The sequence below is a fragment of the Chryseobacterium gambrini genome (genome assembly GCF_027920505.1).
GTDB lineage: Bacteria > Bacteroidota > Bacteroidia > Flavobacteriales > Weeksellaceae > Chryseobacterium > Chryseobacterium gambrini.
In genome coordinates, this window is sequence record NZ_CP115857.1 from 3,404,651 (window position 1) to 3,421,549 (window position 16,899).

General features: G+C 36.6%; 15 protein-coding genes. 5 read left to right on the forward strand and 10 right to left on the reverse strand.

What is annotated here, in order from left to right; all coding sequences use genetic code 11:
• Positions 1-16: 16 nt before the first annotated feature.
• From PFY09_RS15650 to PFY09_RS15670, 5 genes are all read right to left on the reverse strand, one after another.
• On the reverse strand, positions 17-223 hold the full coding sequence (locus PFY09_RS15650) for a twin-arginine translocase TatA/TatE family subunit (protein WP_076395089.1): 207 nt from the start codon (positions 221-223) through the stop codon (positions 17-19).
• 30 nt (positions 224-253) lie between these two features.
• Positions 254-1,819: a peptidoglycan DD-metalloendopeptidase family protein gene (locus PFY09_RS15655; RefSeq protein ID WP_076395091.1), complete on the reverse strand. Its 1,566-nt coding sequence runs from the start codon at positions 1,817-1,819 to the stop codon at positions 254-256.
• The gene (locus PFY09_RS15660; protein WP_271160302.1) at positions 1,816-2,655 is read right to left on the reverse strand and encodes a DUF4292 domain-containing protein; all 840 of its coding nucleotides are present in this window, start codon (positions 2,653-2,655) and stop codon (positions 1,816-1,818) included. The genes PFY09_RS15655 and PFY09_RS15660 overlap by 4 nt, the downstream gene beginning before the upstream one ends.
• A gap of 107 nt (positions 2,656-2,762) precedes the next feature.
• Positions 2,763-3,779: a sugar phosphate nucleotidyltransferase gene (locus tag PFY09_RS15665; RefSeq protein ID WP_076395095.1), complete on the reverse strand. Its 1,017-nt coding sequence runs from the start codon at positions 3,777-3,779 to the stop codon at positions 2,763-2,765.
• A gap of 144 nt (positions 3,780-3,923) precedes the next feature.
• Entirely contained in the window at positions 3,924-5,348 is a 1,425-nt protein-coding gene (locus PFY09_RS15670) for an oligosaccharide flippase family protein (protein WP_271160303.1), read from the reverse strand.
• Between the two features lie 161 nt (positions 5,349-5,509).
• Here PFY09_RS15670 and PFY09_RS15675 point away from each other — a divergent pair, with 161 nt between their 5' ends.
• A complete protein-coding gene (locus tag PFY09_RS15675; RefSeq protein WP_271160304.1) occupies positions 5,510-6,844 on the forward strand; it encodes a dihydroorotase in 1,335 nt (444 codons plus the stop codon).
• A 161-nt stretch (positions 6,845-7,005) separates the two neighbouring features.
• Here PFY09_RS15675 and PFY09_RS15680 read toward each other — a convergent pair whose 3' ends face one another.
• A complete protein-coding gene (locus PFY09_RS15680; RefSeq protein WP_271160305.1) occupies positions 7,006-7,608 on the reverse strand; it encodes an FMN-dependent NADH-azoreductase in 603 nt (200 codons plus the stop codon).
• 107 nt (positions 7,609-7,715) lie between these two features.
• On the opposite strand from PFY09_RS15680, the gene PFY09_RS15685 reads away from it, so the two are divergent.
• Positions 7,716-8,090: a winged helix-turn-helix transcriptional regulator gene (locus tag PFY09_RS15685; RefSeq protein WP_271160306.1), complete on the forward strand. Its 375-nt coding sequence runs from the start codon at positions 7,716-7,718 to the stop codon at positions 8,088-8,090.
• Positions 8,091-8,309: 219 nt separating this feature from the next.
• On the opposite strand, the gene PFY09_RS15690 is transcribed toward PFY09_RS15685, so the two are convergent.
• Together PFY09_RS15690 and PFY09_RS15695 are read right to left on the reverse strand one after the other, a co-directional pair.
• Positions 8,310-8,990 carry a response regulator transcription factor gene (locus PFY09_RS15690; protein ID WP_108410428.1) on the reverse strand — a complete coding sequence of 227 codons (681 nt, stop codon included), beginning with the start codon at positions 8,988-8,990 and terminating at the stop codon, positions 8,310-8,312.
• Positions 8,991-9,005: 15 nt separating this feature from the next.
• Positions 9,006-10,253: a sensor histidine kinase gene (locus PFY09_RS15695; RefSeq protein ID WP_271160307.1), complete on the reverse strand. Its 1,248-nt coding sequence runs from the start codon at positions 10,251-10,253 to the stop codon at positions 9,006-9,008.
• A 162-nt stretch (positions 10,254-10,415) separates the two neighbouring features.
• On the opposite strand from PFY09_RS15695, the gene PFY09_RS15700 reads away from it, so the two are divergent.
• Positions 10,416-10,826, forward strand: a complete 411-nt coding sequence (locus PFY09_RS15700; protein ID WP_076395107.1) for a DUF1573 domain-containing protein — start codon at positions 10,416-10,418, stop codon at positions 10,824-10,826.
• A gap of 286 nt (positions 10,827-11,112) precedes the next feature.
• Here the strand turns inward: PFY09_RS15700 and PFY09_RS15705 are convergent, their stop codons facing one another.
• The gene (locus tag PFY09_RS15705; RefSeq protein ID WP_271160308.1) at positions 11,113-12,729 is read right to left on the reverse strand and encodes a DUF1501 domain-containing protein; all 1,617 of its coding nucleotides are present in this window, start codon (positions 12,727-12,729) and stop codon (positions 11,113-11,115) included.
• Positions 12,730-12,733: 4 nt separating this feature from the next.
• Positions 12,734-14,368: a DUF1800 family protein gene (locus tag PFY09_RS15710; protein WP_271160309.1), complete on the reverse strand. Its 1,635-nt coding sequence runs from the start codon at positions 14,366-14,368 to the stop codon at positions 12,734-12,736.
• 229 nt (positions 14,369-14,597) lie between these two features.
• Between PFY09_RS15710 and PFY09_RS15715 the strand changes: the two genes are divergently transcribed.
• Positions 14,598-15,479, forward strand: coding sequence for an SDR family oxidoreductase (locus PFY09_RS15715; RefSeq protein ID WP_076395112.1), 882 nt, complete (start codon positions 14,598-14,600; stop codon positions 15,477-15,479).
• Positions 15,480-16,019: 540 nt separating this feature from the next.
• Positions 16,020-16,892, forward strand: coding sequence for a DUF2589 domain-containing protein (locus tag PFY09_RS15720; protein ID WP_271160310.1), 873 nt, complete (start codon positions 16,020-16,022; stop codon positions 16,890-16,892).
• Positions 16,893-16,899: the final 7 nt, after the last annotated feature.

The window sequence follows — 16,899 nt, forward strand, 5'->3', positions numbered from 1 at the left end:
TGAGTGTAAAGAATTTTTAGTTGCTCGAAGAGTTGTTGTTTGTTGTCTTGTTTTCAGAACCCGGTTTGTCCTCTTCTTTTACAGCATCTTTAAATTCTTTGATACCAGAACCTACACCTCTCATCAGTTCAGGGATTTTTTTACCTCCGAAAAGTAGAAGCAGAATGACCGCTACGATCAAAATGTGTTGCCAAGATAATGACAGTATTGTTAATGTATTCATTTCTAAAATTTTTACAAAGTTAGTCTTTTTTTAATAAGAAACCCAACCTAATGGATCTACCGGAGTACTTCCGTTCCATACCTGAAAATCAAGGGTATAGGTTCCGTCAAAATCCTGTCCTACCACTCCAACCGGTGTTCCTGCGGAAACCTGCTGTCCTTTGGAAACACTTACGCCGGAAAGGTTGGAATAGATGGTAAAATAATTTCCGTGTCTCAGCATAACGGTTTTTGTTCCGTCGCTGTTTGCCAGTACTGAAGATACTGTTCCCGGAAATACAGATTTTGCTCTTGTTCCGGAGGGTACGGAGATTTTTATCCCGTTGTTCTCCTCATCAATATTTTTAAATACAGGATGCGGATGTCTTCCGAAACGGTGCGTAATCTGTCCTATTCTGTCTGCAGGATATCCCAATCTGCCTTTATTATCTGCAAAATTGCTTCCCGCTACAGTAGTAACGCCATAATTGGTCATTGCTTTGCTTTCTGCAGCTTTCTTATCGTCTTCTTTTTTCTTTACCAATGCCGCTTCTGCTGCTCTTGCTGCCGTTAATTTGTCAGACGCTTCTTTCGCTTTTGCATTAGCTTCATCAGAAGCTTTTTTGGCTGCTATTTTTCTCGCTTCATCTCTTGCTGTTGCTTCAGAACGGGCTGCTTCTTCATTACGTTTTCTTTCTTCTTCAGCTCTTTTTTCAGCAAGCTCTCTTGTTTTTCTAGCTTCAACTTCCGCGGCCAATCTTTCTTTTTCCAAAGCTTCTGCTCTGGCTTTAGCTTCAGCTTCAATTCTCGCTTTTTCTCTCTCAGCCGCTATTTTTGCCAAACGGATTTTTTCAGCTTCCGCTTTTTTTCTTGCTTCCTCTTCTGCTTTGGCGATTCGGATTTCTTCGGCAATGATGCTTCTGATCTGTCCTTCCAAAGCTTTAGACTGAGTCTGCTTTTGTCTTAGTTCAGCAGTAAGCTTAGATTCATTTTTCTTAAATTCTGCAACCAGCTGCTCTTTTTGCGCTCTTTCTGCATTAATCGTTGTTAAATCTTTCTGCTGACTTACCAATAAGTTTGCTTTTTCTTTTACAGAGTTTTGTCTTCTGGCAATGGTCTGCTTTATTTTTTCTGCCGCATTGGTAATTTCCGCTGCTTTTTTATCCTGATAATCAGAATATTGCTTTAAATACTGAACTCTTCTTATCGCTTCCCCCAGATTTTTAGCCGAAAGGATGAACGTTACCTTGTTTTGTACCCCTTTATTTTTGTAGGCATTTACCAAAACCTTGGCATAATTGTCTCTTAAAACTTTAAGATCTTTATTCTGACGGTTAATTTCCAGCTGACGCAGGTAAATATCGTCTTCAATAAACCTCTTTTCCTTCTGGGTATTGGTATAGACTTTTTCTCTTAAAGCCAGTTTTTTATTAACGTTATCAAGATAAGCAACCGAAAGTTTAGATTCGGTTCTTGTCTTTGCTAAGTCTGTATTTATTTGTGCAATTTGTTTTTTAAGTTCAGCATTTTGCTTTTGCAGCTGTTCTTTTTTCTGATTCTGCCCATAGTGGAATCCGAACAGTAAAATACCTATTAAAAAGCTAAATTTTTTAATCATTGAATCTCAATTTTCTTATAACTAGATGGAACAGAATAGGGTGTTTCCATCCTCGAAAAATCAAATTTCGTATTTTCTATTAAAATCTGGCTGTTTTTACTTCCTTTTATAATTATTTTAACATTTTTTGGCAACTTTACATTATTCGGTTGAAGCTCCCAATCACTATATACGATTTGCATGGCATCATTGGATTTAGCATCCCTCAAATTTACTGTTGTAAGATCAAAATCATCCGAATATTGCATCATGATTTTATATTCCCTTTCTATATTTTCCGTAGAAATTTTGAGGTTGGAAATGGATTCTACAAGATAGCCGTCATTATTCTTTACAATTTTTGCATTTCTGTCGCTTAAAGTGAAAAATGTTCTTCCTTCTAAAAGTTTTTCGAGATTTTTATAGTCGATAAAGTTAACGTTCAGAAGATTGTTTAAATAATCAAAATCGGAATCGATGTAGTTTTTGTTGTATTTATCCATCGCTTTAATTCCTTCAGGAGTAATTAAGGCTCTTGCTGCATTAAAGAACAGAAAGTCTATTCTTGACCATATTTTTTTATCGGTTTCAATATAAATGACTGCATCCAGCGGACTCACTTTTATGTTGTCTGCCGTTATTTTGCTGGTAATTTTAAGATATTCAAACTGCGGATGAAGATAAATTTTCTGATAAAAATCCATTCTGTCTCCAACGTGATTTTCTTTTTTGTCAGGATCCTTCATATCATTCACAACGAGACTGTCAACATTCTGAGTTTGTTGCATGGCTGTTTTTCTGGATTTACAGTTAAAAAGAAATACAGTTAAAATAAGTAATGGAATCCACTTTTTCATGCCGGAAAATTTGATAAATTGTTGCAATATTAACGCCAAACCACACAAAATGTTTTGTGTGGCTTGAAGATAATTTATTTATGTTAATATTTTATATTTTCGAAGAATTATTTAGACAAAAAGTCCAGAACGGAATAATCTCCCAGAGAAATTTCCCTTGCAACACCGAAATACTGAGCAGAATTACCAATCATTGAATTGGAAAGGTTTCCATGGTTGATTCTTGTATTTTCCTGAATCAGAGAGTTTTCTATATTTGAATTAACGATGATTGTGTTATTCCCCAAAGAAACTCCGGGACCCACTTTTGAGTTTGAAATTTTCACATTTTCCCCGATAAAACACGGCTGAATAATCAAAGAATTTTCGATCTGCGCAGAAGCGGGAAAATGAGACATTGCATCTCTTTCGTATTCAAGAATTTTGCTGTTGGTTTCTACGGTTGCGTTTTTGTTTCCGCAATCCATCCAGTCATTTACTTTTCCAAGCGTGAATTTTGCTCCTTTTGTTCTCAGGTTTTCCAGGGCTGTAGTCAATTGATATTCACCGCCGTTTTTGATATCATTGTCCATGATATAATTAATTTCATCCATCAGTTTCTCGGCACTGTTGAAATAATAAATACCGATAATGGCAAGATCCGAAACAAAAGTCTGAGGTTTTTCCACAAAATCTGTAATGAAACCGTAGTTATCTAATTTAACTACTCCGAAAGCAGAAGGATCTTCTACACTTTTTACCCAGATTACTCCATCTGAGTTTTTATCTAAAACAAAATCTGCTCGGAATAATGTATCTGCAAAAGCAATTACTACATCTCCCGTCATCGACTGTTCTGCACATTTAATGGCATGAGCTGTCCCAAGAGGATCATTCTGATAATAAATGCTTCCTTTTGCTCCCAGTTTTTCTGCAATCTGAATAAGAGATTTTTCAATCTCCGGACCAAAATCCCCGATGATAAAAGCTACTTCTTCAATGGTTTCTCCCGCAACTTTAGCAATATCTTCCACCAGTCTCTGTACGATCGGCTTCCCTGCGATAGGGATAAGAGGTTTTGGTACTGTCAGTGTATGTGGACGTAATCTGGAACCGCGTCCAGCCATAGGAACAATAATTTTCATAAATGATATAAATATGTTTTTTTGTTAGTTCTAATTTTTTATAAAGATAGCAATAAAACCTTTGAGTGGAATAGTATTGCCAAGAGTTTTCAAGTTTTGTCTGATGCAACGCAGAATCCGGTATAAGCAAATTCAGAGCCAGATTTATCGTTTGATTTTTGATAAAAGCATCCCTTTTTCGGAATAGATGAGGATACCTGCAAAAGTTATAAATAAGGCATTACTCATTAAAATATCATAATTAAAATATTTAACAATGATAAAGCTGAAAACTCCCAATAATATCAGAAAGAATGACATTTTTTTCATTCTGTAAGGGATAGGATAATATTTTTGACCAAGTAAATAAGAGACGATCATCATAATAGCATAAGCTCCGAAAGTTGCCCACGCAGAACCGAGCATACTGTGATAATACTTAAGTGCCAAAAGATTAAGGGTAATATTTATTCCGGCTCCAAGCCATGAAATAATGGTTCCTACACTGGTTTTGTCCGTCACTTTATACCATGTTGAAAAATTGTAATAAATTCCGAAACAGAGATTGGCAACCACAATGATAGGAATAATATCTATCGCGATCCAGTAAGATTTATTAGGGATAAATACACTTTTCAGCCAGGAAATATTAGCGATAATTCCTAAAGCAACCACACAGGCAAAAAATGCAAAATACTCAGCTACTTTAGCATATGTTTTTTTAGCATCTCCTTTATCCATTTGTTTAAAAAAGAAAGGTTCAATTCCCATTCGGTAAGCGGTGACAAATAATGTCATTAGTACAGCTAACTTATAGCATCCTCCATAAGCACCGGCTTCTTCATCAGAAATAAGACCTCTTTGAACAGATTTATCGAAATTTTCATTCACCATGAAAGCAAGACCAGCCAACATCAAAGGAAACGAATATTTAATCATTCTGCTAAATAAAGAAGTCACAAACTGAAATCTTACCTTTAATATAATAGGAAGCAGTAATAAAAATCCTAAGGCACTTCCGGCTAAATTACTAAAGAAGGGGAAGTCTACGTTTTGGTCCAATCCAAAGCTTTTAGATACATTTTCGGGGATCCAGAAGAATAATGCTGCTGTAAAAAATGCCTGAAATACAGATTGTACAATTCTTACTGCAGAGTATTTTATCGGTTTATTATGGAAACGCAGCCAGGCAAAAGGGATTACTAAAAGATTATCAAAAAAAGCAATCATTGCAAACCAACGTATGTATTCCGGATTGTTGTGATAACCTGCATAATCTGCAATCGGCTGATTGAATAAATAACATAAAACTAGAAAAAGACTAGAGGTTGAAAATAAAAACCAAAATGAGGTATTAAATGTTTTCTTCTCATTATCCTCTTCAGCAGAAAATCGAAAATAAGCAGTTTCAAAGCCAAAAGAAAGGATAATGTTCACAAAAGAAATCCATGCATAAAGCTGTGTGAAAATTGCAAAACCTTCGTTGGGAATTTTATAAATCAAAAGTGGATTTAGGATGAATAAAATAATTCTTGGCGCTATAGCTCCAATTCCATAGATAATTGTCTGTCCTAATAATTTCTTATACAACGTGTGAAATTTTATGCAAATGTAAATATTTAGAAATTGATTTTTTATCGGCGGCATTAAAATTCATTCATAAACCTTAATTTTGAAGAACTTTGTCAAAGTTTTAAACTTTGACAAAGTTGGAAGCATGACTCCATCTCTAATTTGTAAAAAAAGTAAAAATGAAAACCTTAATCAAAAATGTAAAAATCGTTAACGAAGGAAAGATCGTTGAAGGCGATATTTTATTGGATAACGATTTAATTTCCAAAATAGATTCCCAGATTTCCGAAGAAGCAGACCGGATTATTGATGGCGAAGGGAAATATCTTTTACCGGGTGTTATCGACGATCAGGTGCATTTTCGTGAACCGGGATTAACGCACAAAGGAGATATTGAAACAGAATCGAGATCGGCAATTGCAGGAGGAACAACCAGTTTTATCGAACAACCCAATACCGTTCCGAATGCGGTAACACAGGAATTATTGGCAGATAAGTACGAAATTGCCTCTCAAAAAGCTTACGCCAACTACGGCTTCATGATGGGCGGAACCAACGATAATCTGGAAGAAGTATTAAAAACAAATCCTAGAAATGTTCCCGGAATTAAATTATTCCTTGGTTCTTCCACCGGAAATATGTTGGTCGACAATCCTGAAACGCTGGAAAAGATCTTCAGCAACACAAAAATGCTGATTGCCGTTCACTGTGAGGATGAAGCAACCATCAAAGCAAATACTCAAAAATATCTGGATGAGTACGGAGAAGATATTCCTGTGAAGTTCCATCATCTGATCAGAAGTGAAGAGGCTTGTTATAAATCCTCTTCGAAAGCCATCGAGTTAGCAAAAAAAACAGGGGCAAGACTGCATGTTTTCCACTTGTCGACAGCCAAAGAAACAGAACTTTTCAGAAATGATATTTCTTTAAAAGATAAAAAAATTACAGCGGAAGTTTGTGTTCATCACCTGACTTTCACCAATGAAGATTACGAAACAAAAGGCGGATTAATCAAATGGAATCCTGCCGTAAAAACCCAAAAAGACAAAGACGGACTTTGGGAAGCGTTACTGGATGACAGAATTGATGTGATTGCAACGGATCATGCGCCTCACACATGGGAAGAAAAACAGAATGTGTATACAAAATGCCCTTCCGGAGCACCTTTGGTTCAGCATTCTCTGGTGGTAATGCTGGAAAATTATAAAAATGGAAAAATTTCTTTAGAGAAAATTGTTGAGAAAATGGCTCATAATCCTGCCATTTTATTCAGAATTGAAAAAAGAGGTTTCATAAGAGAAGGCTATAAAGCAGATCTTGTTTTGGTAGATTTAAACGAAAACTGGACCGTTGAAAAAGAAAACATCCTCTACAAATGCGGTTGGAGTCCGCTTGAAGGAACAACTTTTCATTCTAAAGTCACCCATACTTTTGTCAACGGAAATCTTGTCTACGAAAACGGAAAAATCAATGAAGAGAAATTCGGGGAGCGTTTGCTTTTTGAAATCGAATGATAAATATTAAAATAAAAACGATATCAATAGGAGCGGGCTTTAGCCCGCTTTTTCCATTTAAAACGGAAAAATTGGCTTTAACCGAAACTTGACAACACAAAAAAATCCTTGTTAAAGTTCAAAACCTCAGCAAGGATCAAGTTACTAACAGTCGTTAAAAATTAGTCAATACTAATACCCTCAATTGCTTTTTCCAAAGAAGTTTCCATTATTCCGGGGATTGATAAACCTTCAGCACGGAAAACACTTACGTCCGACACTCCGTAAAATCCAAAAACATTTTTTACATAAGGAACATTAGAATCATAAACCTGATAAGGACCTTCAGAATAAATATTGCCGGAAGTAAAGGCAATGTATAATTTTTTATCGTTTAATAAACCTTTGGGACCGTTTTCATCATATTTAAAAGTATATCCTGCTCTCGAAGTAAAATCAAAATACGCTCTGAGTGTTGCCGGAACCGAGAAATTGTACATCGGAGAATCAATCACAATAATATCTGCCTCCTGCAATTCTGAAATCAGTCCTTTTGAATAGTCGCTGATTTCCGTTTGTTCTGCAGAATGGCTTTCCTCCGTAGAGAAGAACGTATTGATGTGCTTTTCTTCCAGAAACGGAACGTGGTCTTTCGTCAGATCACGCTCTTTAATTACGGCATCAGAATATTTTTCCTTAATTTTTTCCACTACGGCATTTCCTAATTTTCTGCTTGCCGACAGTTCAGCTCTCGGACTTGAAATGATATGAAGGATGTTTTTCATTTTTAAAAATTTAAATTTCTTCAGCAAAATTATATACATTTGCTTATCAAAAGTTAGCAGTATACAAAAGGTTAGCGGTAACTTTTGGGTTAGTTACCATCTGTTTTATGGAAAATACACTCGAATTTGAAGGTCCTGCTACAGCGCAGGCCTGTTCAGAAAATCTTTCCGCCATTGAAGATGCAATCTATGTAATCGGCGGAAAATGGAAACTGAAAATCATTATTGTCTTGCAGGATAAAGGGAATATAAGATTCAACGATCTGCAGAGAAATATCCCCGGAATTTCGGCAAGGGTTCTTTCAAACGAATTAAAAGATCTCGAACTGAATGGTTTCGTAAAAAGAGTAGTGCATGCAGAGCAGATTCCGGTCATCGTAGAATATATCTCAACAGATTACAGCAAAACCCTGAAACCTGTTATTATGGCGCTTTCGCAGTGGGGAAAGACGCATAAACGAAAAATTAAAGAAGATTTTTAAATTTTAAATAAAGAGTTGGTTTAAACTTTTTATAAATAAAAAATATTCTTATTGTAAGACGCAGGATTTTTATTCGTCTCAAATCTTTAAGCGCAGGAAAATCAAAGATTATCCACAAGGATTGATGTTTAATTTATAGTAGATGAAATACTTGCACCTTAAGATCAGACCTTATTTAATGAATATTTGTGCCTTTACGATTAACCAAAAACAAAAAAATCATTTCTCAGAAAAACGAAAGCCAATCCCATGAAGATTTTCAATGGAAATATTTTCTTCGCCGGAAAAAACTTTTCGCAGCCTTGAAATAAAAACATCGAGACTCCGTCCCATAAAATAATCATCATCGCCCCAAACCGCCTTCAGAATATCCTGTCTTTTGAGAACGGTATTTTTATTTCGGATAAAAAATAAAAGCAGCTCCGATTCTCTTTGAGTAAGCGTTACTGTGCTTTCCGAATTGTGTAAGGTGTAATTGTTCGGATCGAAATCATAGTTTCCGACCTTGTATTTTGTTGGTGCAGATTCTTTTTTCTTAGATCTCCTCAGGAAGACTTCAATTTTAAGAATAAGCTCTTCAATGCTGAAAGGTTTTACCAGATAATCATCGGCTCCTATTTTCAATCCTTTAATCCGGTCTTCCTTCAGTGCTTTGGCTGAAATGAAAATGATGGGAATTTCAGAATCTTTTTCTCTGATATGCTGTGCAACCTCAAAACCGTTCATTTCCGGCATCATGATATCCAGAAGACAGATGTCGAAACTTCCTCTATTAAACGCTTCCAGAGCAGATTTTCCGTCAGAATAGCAGGAAATATCGTAATGATTTTCCAGACTGTCCTGAATGAGGAACGCGATGGTTTTGTCGTCTTCGGCGTAGAGAATTTTAGATTTTTCCATGATTACACATATTCTTTACAAAGGCAGAAACAGAGTGGTGGTAATTCCTTTATCATTATTGTTTTCAACAGAAATCTTCCAGTTATGCTGTTGTACAACCTTTTTTACATAAAAAAGTCCCAGTCCGAAACCATTTACCTCATCGCTTTTTGAAGTGTTTACCCTGTAAAATTTATCAAAAATATGAGGCAGGTTTTTCGCAGGAATCCCGATTCCGTTGTCTTTGAACTTTAAATATAAACCTTTTGTGTCATTTAAAGAAGAAATAATAATGTGCGGTTGGGTTTCACAGTATTTTATGGAATTGTCCAGAATATTGTAAATGATATTGCTGAAATGGAATTCGTCGGCTATAACGGAAATATTCTCGTCAATGGATAAATCAATCGAAATGTTTTCATTTTTCTGCTTCACGGTTTCTGCAATTTCCTGAATGAAAGGCTTTAAAATAATTCTTTGCGGTTTCAGAGACAATCCTGAAGCATCATTTTTGGCAATATTCAGAATTTTTTCAATATGACTATTCAGTTTATGGCTCTGATCCGTGATAATGGAAGTGTAGGTTTGTAATTTAGGGTTTTCCTTGATCTGTTCCTGCTTGGTTAAAGCTTCTGAAGCCAGCAATATCGACGAAAGAGGCGTTTTGAATTCATGCGTCATATTATTGATGAAATCCCTTTGCAGCTCCGAGAATTTTTTCTGCTGAATAATCGTATAAATAGAATAAACATACACTAAAAGAATAATAATCAGGGCAAAAGTGAGAAGATACCAGAAACGTAAAGAACTGATGAGATACGTGGTTTTATCCGGAAAACGGATGGAAAAATAATACACCAGATTTTTATGCTTCGGAAATTTAATCACTTTCTCATTCGGGCTTTCCTGATGTTTGGATACGAATTTTCCGTAGATCATCTGATCGCTGTGGCAATTGTACAATGCGTAGACATAATCGGTATTGATCTGAAAACGTGTGAATTCGGTTTTCAGGTAGTGTTCCAGAACTTCAGGGTGAAATTCATTGTTAATATTTACCACATAATAATCATTGGAAATGTTCTGAACCGGACTTTCCGTAAAGGACGTTTTTCCGCCGGAAAGTTTTTCAACCACTTCCAGTAAAGCAATGTTTACGGTCTGATTGAATTTCTTGTCTTCAAGATTATAAGCCTGTCTTGTCCATAAAAGCTGTGCTATCAGAATTCCGATAATAGCAACAAAACCAAGCGTTATAATAATATTGAGTTTCTTTATTTCCATTTTACAGGAACAATAATATCCAAAAATATTTATTAATTTCTGATCATTAACAACTTATTAACAAATGTTTGAGACCGGTTAACAGGATTAATATAAATATTCATCTTACATTTGTGAAAACAAAAATAAATCGGTTCTTTTTAATTATTAAAATTTATACTCATGAAAAATTTAAAAATTTCAGCATTATTAGCAGTTTTGGCATTTTCTCCGTTTTTTGCAAATACACTTCCGACTGACAATAATCCGGTTGTAAGAATTCTTGCAGATGTTACATGGAAATCAGAATCTATTGATGTTGGAAATATTCCTCAGGGAAAACCAAAAACCATCAGATTCGAATTTACAAATACTTCAAAGAAGCCTATCATTATCGAAAATGTAGCGCCTTCTTGCGGATGTACAACTGCGGATTATACAAAAACGCCTATTCTTCCGGGTAAAAAAGGATTTGTAGAAGCTAGCTACAACGCTGCTGCAGCGGGTCCTTTCATGAAAACGGTAAATGTTACTACAAGCGACAGCAAAACTCCAAAGACTCTTTCTTTTAAAGGTACAGTTGTTGCTTCTTAATCTGAATAAATTTAATCTTGTTCAATATAAAACAGCCCGACAATTTCTGTCTGGCTGTTTTTGATTTAAAATCTGTTTAAACTAATTTCAGAATTAACCACAAAAGTCGCAAAAGACAATGTTAAAGCTAATTTCAATAATATTCAAAGCGCTCAAAAGAATAAAAATCAAAGATTTTTAAAAACTATTGTGAACTTTTTCATTTATAATGATCAGCTTTAAATAAAAGTTTAGTCATCTTTTGTACCTTTTGCGGTTAAATAAAAAGTTTGAACAGGCTCAACTTCTAACGGTGCGAAACAATAATTTTTCTGCTCATTTCTTCAGAATCTGTATTAATTTTCAACAAATAATTTCCTTCAGGAATTCCCGAAACATTAATTTCAATACGGTTGGATATTGGTTTTTCCGAAGAGCTGTGAATTACCCTTCCGCTCATATCCATTAACTGATACTTTATACTTCCGGATATTCTGCTTTCAAATTCAACATACACAAACTGGCTTGCCGGAATCGGATAAATCTTAATTCCTTTATCGGAAACTACATTCGATGTTCCCAAAGTTGAGCATACTGCATTCGCTTTTTGAGAATTTTTAATCACATCCACTTTTTGATTTCCCGTAACGTAATAATCCAGTTCCGAAGTAATCATCAGACTCGTACTTGCGCCAAGCCAATCCTGAAGAAGCGAAGCAAAAATCTGCCGGTAATCATATCTTCTTTGATTTTGGTTGTAGTAATAACTTGTCTGGTTGGTAAACACAGGATGATCTCCCAAAATTCCTGCGGCTGCGGCGTTTCCAACCACGAAAAACGGAGCAAGATCTCCATGATCGGTTCCCACACTTCCGTTTTCGCGAACTTGTCTGCCGAATTCACTGAAAGTAACCGTCATTATTTTATCTGCAATGCCCAACTGCTGAATATCTGCCTGAAAAGCGGCAACAGAATTGGAAATATCTGCTAATAGATTCGCGTGGGTTCCCAAATGCGTACTTCCGGTTTGTACCTGACTCACATGGGTATCGAATCCGCTTAAATGCACTTGGAAAATCTTGGTCTTGCTGCCTCCTTTAATCATTCTTGCCACTGTTTTCAGTTGTTTTCCCAAAGACGAATTAGGATAAGTAGTCGTGGAATTGTTTCCGGCGTTGAAAACCTGCATCACGCGGTCATAATACGCATCCATACTCGTGGCGACTCCTTTTATATAGTTGAGAAGATCGTTATACTCAGAATTCATTAAGTTTAAATTGCTGAAAACACTCGACTGAAAGCCGGTCATGTTGTATTCGATATTTTTCTCAGTCGTATGTTCATAAAACAGACACGGATTGAGATTTCCCATCTGTATAGCAAGCGGATCAGGATTCAGTGTCGTCGGATTTCCGGCAAGTCCCGGATATAACGCGCCAAGATATCTTCCGAAAATACCGTCGAGAAGATCCGAGTTTGTAGTTCCGTCTTTCCCTGCAAACATTAAATTTTCTGATCGGAAATGCGAATAATTCGGGTTCGGATAGCCAACTCCGTTCATTAAAAGCAGTTTTCCGGAATCGTATAAGCTTTTAAAACCCGTCATAGAAGGATTAAGACCTACAAGTTTACTGGAAGATACCGTGCTGTCTAACGGAATATAACTTCCTGTTCCTGAACTTTCAATTTTTATATTGGGACGCAATGCGGCATAGGTACTGTACTGGCTGATCGGGATTACCGTATTCAGTCCGTCATTGGCTCCTGCAAGTCTCAGAATAACCAAAGAGCGATCGTTAACCGTATCACAGTTCAGTTGAAAATCCAAAAACTGATTCATAAACCTCGAAGGCATTCCGTTAAGATAAAACGGAGCTCCGACTCCTGCAAGAGATATTAATTTTAAAAAATCTTTTCTGTTCATGATCTTAAATTATTTGGAATTCAGGAGATTTAATGATGGCTTTTACAAGTCTGTCGATCGGAATCTTTACATTATTGGCATTTCCTGTACTGAGGTAGTTATTCCACTCGTTCTGCCAGTTGATGGTGCTTAAATTATTCAGAAAAACACCTTTAAAATAATCATAACGGGTGCCGTCCGGAACTTCCACAAACATCATCTGGAGAAATTCTGTTACCAGTGTATCTGCATTGGCAGGATTTGAAAAATATCCGCTGTCTTTTACAAAAGATGCATTGTTCAGTTTAAAGGTAAAGCCATTATAGGTAAGACCGTTGATGAGATAATCTATTGTATTGTTGTACCGTATTCTCAGAGATGAAGTGGTAATCCAGTTTTTATCATAATTCGGACTGCTGGAATATCCTGCATATCCGTTTACCGACTGAGGACTGAAAATGGGCATTCCCATATTTGTAGAGAAATTGCCGACAACATTCATCAGACTGTGTATTGCCGAAGGATTTACGCCATACAGCGGAACCTGAAGATTCAGCAGGGAAAACATATGAAGATAAAGCTCAACAGGATTTCTTACAATATTTCCGATGGTCTGGTCTCCCGTAATGCTGTCTTCCTCATCGTAAAAATGTTTGCTTTTCAGCAGGGTGGTCAGTGCAGGTATAATATTGTAATTATCTGCCTTAAGAGAAGCTGCCAAAGGAACAATGATGTCATTTTCGATCTCGGTGGTAATTAATCTTCCCACAAAATAACGGTACATTCTTCTGCAATATGCTTTTGCCGTTTCATCCTGATTAAAAACCATGTTAATGAAATTCTGAAGCTCGGCTTTAATCGTTGCTTCTGTATTTCCTCCCGAAATTGCCTGATTTCCGAAAGCTGACGAAAATGTTTTGGTTCCCGTATCATGCGTATTTACTTTTACCTGACCGGTGGGAATATTCGTTACCGGATCCAGAGAAGTAAGTCTTGCCGTTTTATCCAGATGAACCGATGAGGTGAGAGAAAATCCGGTTAAAACTCTTGCCGCCTGTTGTACATCTGTTTCCGTGTAATTGGTATAGTTTCCCGTAGCAATCTGCGGTCCTTTTAAAATCGTAAAAAGCTCCAGAAACTCCCTTGCATAATTTTGGTTGGGGCTTGTACTCAGATTCACATTATTGTTCAGGAAAATAAGCATCCTCGGATTCTGCGTTATTCTGAAAGCCAGTTCTTTAAGGCTTCCGTTGGCATGGAATCTAAGAAGTTCCTTGTAATCATAGTTGGTCCAGAAAGAAGTATCATCATCCGTTACAAAAAGAACGTGCAGAAAATAAGCAATTTTATATTGGGCAGAAGGATCTTTCAAAGCGCTGTAAAGCCACCAGTAAAGATCGTTCCTCACGCTGTTTGCTGTGCTTTGCGTATCGGTAATGGTGGGATTTGCAGCCGTCGGGACAATCGTTTCACCTACATTATTAAGCGGAGACGGCGGAACAGGATTGCTGAATGTAAACAATTCCGTAAGCGCCTGTTGTGGAGTTTTGGTTGCAAAATCCAGAATCTTTGCTTTCGTAATGTTATAAGTGGTACGTCTGAGAAGATGATAAGCATTCGAAAATCCCAGCACATTGGTTTTAGGAGTAAGACTTGGCATAATTATGCTTAATTTTTAACAAATGTACAATTTTAATGAATTAAATATAATGTTTTAATAAAATTGCAGAGATTAAATTTAGTATATATTGGAAATGTTTGGGGATTGATTTTATGAAGCTTGGTATAGCGGGTTTTTTACAATTCTATATCGTGCATAGCTTTTTACTCTGCCAAAACAAATATTTATAGTAAATTTACTACTTAACGTAATCTATTAAAACTAAATTATGAATCTTTATACACAGCCGATGCTTCGTGAAGGAGCTTTAAAAGATAAAGTAGCCATTGTAACCGGAGGAGGGAGCGGTCTTGGAAAAGCAATGACCAAATATTTTCTCGAATTGGGCGCAAAAGTAGTCATCACTTCCAGAAACCTCGAAAAACTACAGGGAACTGCAAAAGAACTGGAAGAAGAAACAGGCGGAAAAGTTCTTTGCGTTGCGTGTGATGTAAGAAACTGGGATGAGGTAGAAGCCATGAAAGAAGCTGCGTTAAAAGAATTCGGAAAAATTGATATCCTGCTCAACAATGCTGCCGGAAACTTTATTTCCCCCACAGAAAGGCTCACTCACTCTGCTTTTGATGCTGTTCTGGATATTGTGTTGAAAGGAACAAAGAACTGTACCCTTTCCGTTGGTAAACACTGGATCGATTCCAAAACACCGGGAACGGTTTTAAATATTGTAACTACTTATGCATGGACAGGTTCTGCGTATGTGGTTCCGTCCGCTTGTGCAAAAGCAGGCGTTTTGGCAATGACAAGATCTTTGGCGGTGGAATGGGCGAAATACGGAATCCGTTTCAATGCCATTGCTCCGGGACCTTTCCCTACAAAAGGAGCATGGGACAGATTGCTTCCGGGAAACCTGCAGGAAAAATTTGACATGAGAAAGAAAGTTCCTTTAAGAAGAGTAGGAGAACATCAGGAACTGGCAAATCTTGCCGCTTACTTAGTTTCAGATTATTCCGCTTATATGAATGGCGAAGTGGTAACCATCGACGGCGGAGAATGGTTGCAGGGAGCGGGTGAATTTAACATGCTTGAAGATATTCCGCAGGAAATGTGGGATGCTTTGGAAGCCATGATTAAAGCAAAAAAATCAAATTAATTTTAAATTTTAACCATTAAGAATAATTTTAAGGAGTTAAGATTAGTTAATCCGTTTGTCATTCTGAACATAGGCAGAAAGTCGACGAACGCAGTTCAGAAGTTGAGTGAAGAATCTATTATCGTTTGTAGAGATTCCTCCTTCGTCGGAATGACAATGTGTATAAAAATTTATTTGGATATACTTTATTTATCATGCTTGGATTTTAACCACGAAGAGCACTAAAGATTTGATAAGGAACACAATAGTTGTGAGCTTTGTGGATAACCTTAGTGTACGTTGTGGCAAAAAAATAATAATGATTACAGTAAACAACATTTAATTATAGCATATTGCGGATAATCAGGAAAATTTAAATTGTTTTCTAATTTAAAAAGAAAAAAATCCTTTAAATAAAGCAAAAAGTAGATTCTCAATGGGGAATCTACTTTTTTTATTTGGGTGATTTTACGGTTGAAATTTAGGTGAATTACTGAGACAACTCATCACAGGCGATGATACATTTGCAGTATCAATTTTTAATAACCTAAACAACCAAACATGGAAACATTAAAGTCGGTGTTGGAAGCGAACCACACCAAGAAAACAAAAAGTGAATTAATTGATTTATTAACAGGACTGGAAAAATCTTTAAGTCCCGCAGTCTACGAAAAAGTATCGGGTATTGAAACTTCCGAGCTTTCTTCCCTTTCCAACAAAGAATTGGTAAGCATTATTGAAGACTTCAAGAAAAATTACGATGAGAAGTGGGAAAAATCTTTCGCAGCCGTTTCTTCAGAAATCATGAAAATGATGGCAGGAAGAATGGCGGCAGACGATCAGGTTTTCAAAACTTCAGGAGCCGAAAGCGCAGATTTTGCAGCAGAATTGGGAAGCATCGATTTTGCAACCATCATCGGAGGTCCGTTGGATGCGTGTGTAAAAGCACAGTCGAATGCATCAATCAGCACAGTAAATTTCATCAAAGAAGTAGGATTCGAACAGGATGGAAGCGATAGCAAACTTCGTATGGCGGAATTCAAATACAAAAAAATGGGACCAAACCCAGATTTTGATCCGGCAGAACCCGAAAGTTCCACCAATCCTAAAGAAACAATGAACGATGTTGAAATTTCAGTTCCTTTCATTGCATTATTAAATGTTCCGAGCTTCAGAATTGAAACCTGCGAAGTGGATTTCAATGTGAAATTAAATTCCACCTATACAAAAGATGTAAGCGATGAATTCGGGATCAGCGCAGGAGCTTCAGGAGGTTTCGGACCGGTGAAGTTTAAAGTGGATGTTTCTTACAAAAGAACTTCTGCCACAGGAATTAAAGTGGAAAAAGAATATTCTCTGGGCGTAAAAGTAAGAGCAACCAACGACGAAATGCCTGCAGGATTGGAAAAAGTTTTAGGATTACTCGCACAATAAAAACCCT